The following is a 4,843-nucleotide window of genomic DNA, read 5'->3' as shown; positions in this document are numbered from 1 at the left end:
TCGATGCTGATTGACACCCAAGGGAAATTTGGCCGCTACACGGTGGATGACGTGCGCTGGGTGGCGGCAGTCGCCACCGATTACGGCATGATTGCCGTGCGCCACGATGCCCCCTACCAGAACCTCAAGGCACTGGTCGATGCGATGCAAACTGACCCGAGCAGCGTGGTGATCGGTGCTGGCGCCTCTATCGGCAGCCAGGATTGGATGAAGGTCGCCATGCTGGCCAAGCAAGCCGGCATTGACCCTCGCAAGATGCGCTATGTCGCCTTCGAAGGCGGTGGGGAATCCGTCACGGCCCTGATGGGAAACCATGTGCAGGCCATCTCGGGCGACTTCAGTGAGATTATTCCCTACCTCTCTAGCAACAAGATGAGAGTGCTGGCCGTCTTTGCCAAGACCCGCCTGCCGGGGGAGCTGGGCGCCATTCCCACCGCCAAGGAGCAGGGCTATGACCTGGAGTGGCCGGTGATCCGTGGCTTCTACCTGGGCCCCAAGGTCAGTGAGGCCGACTACCAGTGGTGGAAGCAGACCTTCGATAAGCTGCTGCAAAGTGACCGCTTCAAGGCCCAGCGAGATCAGCGGGCACTGTTTGAATTCAACCTGACAGGCCAGCCACTGGATGAGTATGTGAAGGCTCAGGTCGCCGAGTATCGCCAGCAGGCCCGCGCTTTCGGCCTGGCCAAGTAAGGAGGCGCATCATGAGCGATCGCCTGTTTGCCTTTTGCTGGCTGCTGCTGAGCCTGGGGGCGGCCTCCCTCGCCTGGCAGCTGCACAGTGAATACACCTATGAACCCGTGGGGCCACGCCCCTTCCCCTTCGTTATCTCCCTGCTCATGGCCTTGTGTGCCCTGCTGATCCTCAAGCGCACACCGGATCGGATCAGCTGGCCGGCGTTGGCACAGCGCAAACACCTGCTCGTCATGGTGTTGGCCCTGCTTGCCTACAGTGCAGGGTTTGAATGGCTGGGGTTCCCGCTCGCAACCACCCTCTTCATCCTCGTGGGAGGGCGCCTGTTTGGCGCCGGTTGGAGGGCCTCACTGCTGGCCGGGCCCCTGCTTGGCATCGCCCTTTTTTATCTTTTCGATCGCCTGCTGGGGGTGACGTTACCCCTTGGCGCATGGCTCTCCTGAGGAGGAAGCATGGATACCTGGTTCTACCTTGCGCAGGGGTTTGCGGTCGCACTCACCCCGGAAAACCTGCTCATTGCCCTCATCGGCTGCTTTATCGGTACCGTGGTGGGCCTGCTGCCTGGCCTGGGGCCGATCAACGGTGTCGCCATCTTGCTGCCGCTGGCCTTTGCCCTCAAGCTCCCGCCGGAATCGGCGCTGATCCTGCTGGCCACTGTCTACATCGGCTGTGAATACGGAGGACGGATCTCATCGATCCTGTTGAATGTGCCGGGCGAGGCGGCCGCCATCATGACGGCGCTGGATGGCTATCCCATGGCGAAACAGGGGCGCGCCGGGGTGGCCCTCTCCATCTCGGCGGTCAGCTCGTTTGTTGGCTCCCTGCTCGCCATCGGTGGCATCATCCTGTTCGCTCCGGCCCTGGCCCGCTGGTCACTGGCGTTCGGCCCGGCCGAATATTTTGCCCTCATGGTGTTTGCCATCGCCTGCCTCGGCAGCATGATGGGGCAAAACCCACTCAAGTCGTTTCTCGCCGCATTGATGGGGCTAGGGCTGGCCACCGTCGGGGTCGATGCCAACACCGGCGTGTATCGCTTCACCTTCGACAGCGTCAACCTCTCTGACGGCATCCAGTTTATCGTGGTGGTGATTGGTCTTTTCTCGGTGAGCGAGATCCTGCTGATGTTGGAGCAGCACACCAGCGGTGGTCAGCAGCTGGTGCGCCAGACCGGAAAGTTACTGTTTAGCGTCAAGGAGTTGCTCCACTGTAGAGGCGCCATACTGCGCTCGTCCTGCGTGGGCTTTTTCGTCGGCATTCTGCCGGGGGCCGGCGCCACCATCGCCAGCGCCCTGACCTATATGTCGGAAAAACGGCTGGCCGGCAGCCAGGGCACCTTCGGGCAGGGGGATATTCGCGGCGTCGCCGCCCCTGAGGCCGCCAACAACGCCTCTGCCTGCGGCTCTTTTATTCCCATGCTGACCCTGGGCGTGCCGGGCTCGGGCACCACCGCCGTGATGATGGGGGCGCTGACCCTCTACAACATCACCCCGGGCCCAACCATGTTCACCGAACAGCCCGAGATCGTCTGGGGGCTGATTGCGGCCCTGCTGATGGCCAATATCATGTTGCTCATCATGAATATTCCCCTCATCGGTCTGTTCACCCGGATGCTCAACATCCCCCTCTGGTGTCTGGCGCCGACCATCGCAGCCGTCTCCGCCGTCGGTGTCTACTCCATACAGAGCACGACGTTCGATCTGCTGCTGATGGCCTGCTTGGGTGTATTTGGCTATGTGCTGCGCAAGCTTAACTTCCCGCTCTCGCCACTCATCCTCGGCTTTGTACTGGGCGAGATGCTGGAGCAGAATCTGCGCCGGGCGCTCTCCATCAGCAACGGAGAAATCGGGATCTTGTGGGAAAGCAATATCAGCCAGCTACTGTTGGTGCTCGCCGTCTTGGTCATTGCACTGCCGCCGCTGCTGCGCCGGCTGCGACATGGCCGAGTCCTGCTCCGGCAGGGGGAATAAAAAACCAAAGGGGCCCGAGGGCCCCTTCTTATTAGGTTGGTCATCAACGCCGATGCGTTACAGCACGCCTTGTGCCAGCATGGCTTCTGCGACCCGCACAAAACCGGCGATGTTGGCACCCTTCTCGTAGTTGATCCGGCCACTCTCATCACGGCCATGCTCAACGCAGAGCTTATGGATAGAGGTCATGATGTGGTGCAGATGCTCATCGACGGTCTCACGGCGCCAGGAGAGGCGCTGGGCGTTCTGGCTCATCTCCAGACCCGAGGTGGCCACCCCACCCGCGTTGGCGGCCTTGCCAGGCGCAAAGGCGACCCCCGCCTCATGGAACAGGCAGATGGCGTCAGCGGTCGAAGGCATGTTGGCGCCCTCTGCCACCAGTTGTACCCCGTTGGCGATCAGCGCCTTGGCATCGACCGCATGCAGCTCATTTTGGGTGGCGCACGGCAGGGCAAGCTCGGTCGGCACAGACCAGGGAGTACGACCTTCCAGGTATTCGGCACCCACGGCCCGCGCATATTCGCTGATCCGGCCACCGCGCTCCTTGATGTCGCGCAGCAGTGCCAGCTTCTCGGGGGTGAATCCGGCCGGATCGTAGACCGAGCCGCTGGAGTCGGATGCGGTGATCACCTTGCCACCCAGCTCCATCGCCTTCTCAATGGCGAACTGAGCGACGTTGCCCGAGCCAGACACCGAGATAATCTTGCCAGCCACCGATTGCCCCTGCTCTTCGAGCATGGCGGAGACAAAATAGAGCAGACCGTAACCGGTTGCCTCCGGACGCAGCTCACTGCCGCCGAAGGTGAGCCCCTTGCCGGTGAAGACGCAGGAGGTACGGTTGGTCAGTTTCTTCATCATGCCGACCATGTAGGCCACTTCACGGGCCCCTACACCGATATCGCCGGCCGGAACATCGGTATCCGGCCCGACGTGACGATGCAGCTCCAGCATCAGCGCCTGGCAAAAGCGCATGATCTCGCCGTCGCTCTTGCCCTTGGGATCAAAGTCACTGCCGCCCTTGCCACCGCCCATCGGCAACGAGGTCAACGCGTTCTTGAAGGTTTGTTCAAACGCCAGAAACTTGAGGATTGAGGCGTTGACGCTCGGGTGAAAACGCATCCCTCCCTTGTAAGGACCGATGGCAGAGCTGTGCTGCACCCGGAAGGCCCGGTTGATCTGCACTTCGCCCTTGTCATCCACCCAGCACACTCGAAAACGGATCAGGCGTTCCGGCTCGAGCATGCGCTCCAGCAATCCTTGCTGTTGATATTTGGGGTTGGCGCTATAGAAAGGCCAAATGGAATTGAGAACTTCACGCACCGCCTGCAAATACTCGGGCTGATGCGGATAACGCTGGCTGAAACGCTCAAAGAACTCCTGATACTGCATTACACACTCCCTGTCAGTGTATTTAAAATCATCCTTGTTCTGCCCAGCCTTCGGCCGTGAAGAAGATCACAGCTGATTGCTCACAACACACATTGGGTAATGTTGCCGAACCGACTTTCAGCACTGAACGCTGCCGAAAGGGCCCGAAAGACAGGACTCGAGAAATCCGACCTTATCATATAATGGATAATAAGTTACTGCCAATGAGAGGATATTCGCACTCAAATATCGAAAAAATTGCCACTGGCTTCACAAAGATCGTGCTGTGGCACGTTTTCCTACCCAATAAACGCCAGATCAACCTTGCATTTCATTTTGTGGATTATGCATATAAAACGCACGTTTACATGTGGTGCATATCCGCCCTTGCGCACCTATTTCCCTATGGGTTGAACCCCACCAATCCCAGTCTTTATCGGTAAGCCGGTGTGAGAAAGGAGTGGCTTTTCACATTCAAGCGCGCCGCTATCCCTCGCTCCAAACGAAAAAAGCCCAGTCGCTCGACTGGGCTGCTCTTGCGTGACGGGGTGACTGCCGCGCGAATGGCAGAGGGTGAAACACAGGGCTGAGGGGCGGTATCCGAAGGTAGAGGCTATAGCGACCCTCTTCCGTCGTCCGGCGATTCAGCGATAAATGCCTGCAAAAGCAAAAAGGCCTTCACATCAGGGAAGGCCTTCGAAAATAGTGGCGGAGCGGACGGGACTCGAACCCGCGACCCCCGGCGTGACAGGCCGGTATTCTAACCGACTGAACTACCGCTCCGCATTCGGTTAGCTGATTAGCTAAATCATCTGCCG

At 59.6% G+C, this 4,843-nt stretch carries 4 protein-coding genes and 1 tRNA gene; 3 read left to right on the top strand and 2 right to left on the bottom strand.

Going from position 1 to position 4,843, the window contains the following annotated elements:
• The 3 genes from BN1134_RS12310 to BN1134_RS12300 form a co-directional block, all read left to right on the top strand.
• Positions 1 to 690 (top strand): Bug family tripartite tricarboxylate transporter substrate binding protein (locus BN1134_RS12310; protein ID WP_042047550.1); only part of this gene is annotated, 690 nt, incomplete at its 5' end.
• A gap of 11 nt (positions 691 to 701) precedes the next feature.
• Positions 702 to 1,133, top strand: a complete 432-nt coding sequence (locus BN1134_RS12305) for a tripartite tricarboxylate transporter TctB family protein (RefSeq protein WP_042047549.1) — start codon at positions 702 to 704, stop codon at positions 1,131 to 1,133.
• Between the two features lie 9 nt (positions 1,134 to 1,142).
• Positions 1,143 to 2,657, top strand: a complete 1,515-nt coding sequence (locus BN1134_RS12300; RefSeq protein ID WP_042047547.1) for a tripartite tricarboxylate transporter permease — start codon at positions 1,143 to 1,145, stop codon at positions 2,655 to 2,657.
• A gap of 57 nt (positions 2,658 to 2,714) precedes the next feature.
• On the opposite strand, the gene gdhA is transcribed toward BN1134_RS12300, so the two are convergent.
• The gene (gene gdhA / locus BN1134_RS12295; RefSeq protein WP_042047546.1) at positions 2,715 to 4,046 is read right to left on the bottom strand and encodes an NADP-specific glutamate dehydrogenase; all 1,332 of its coding nucleotides are present in this window, start codon (positions 4,044 to 4,046) and stop codon (positions 2,715 to 2,717) included.
• 685 nt (positions 4,047 to 4,731) lie between these two features.
• Positions 4,732 to 4,808, bottom strand: a tRNA-Asp gene (locus BN1134_RS12290).
• Positions 4,809 to 4,843 lie beyond the last annotated feature (35 nt).

Source organism: Aeromonas simiae (genome assembly GCF_000820125.1).
In the GTDB taxonomy this organism is placed as follows: domain Bacteria; phylum Pseudomonadota; class Gammaproteobacteria; order Enterobacterales; family Aeromonadaceae; genus Aeromonas; species Aeromonas simiae.
Note: the sequence above shows the minus strand (reverse complement) of the source record. Positions and strands in the feature narration are given on the sequence as shown.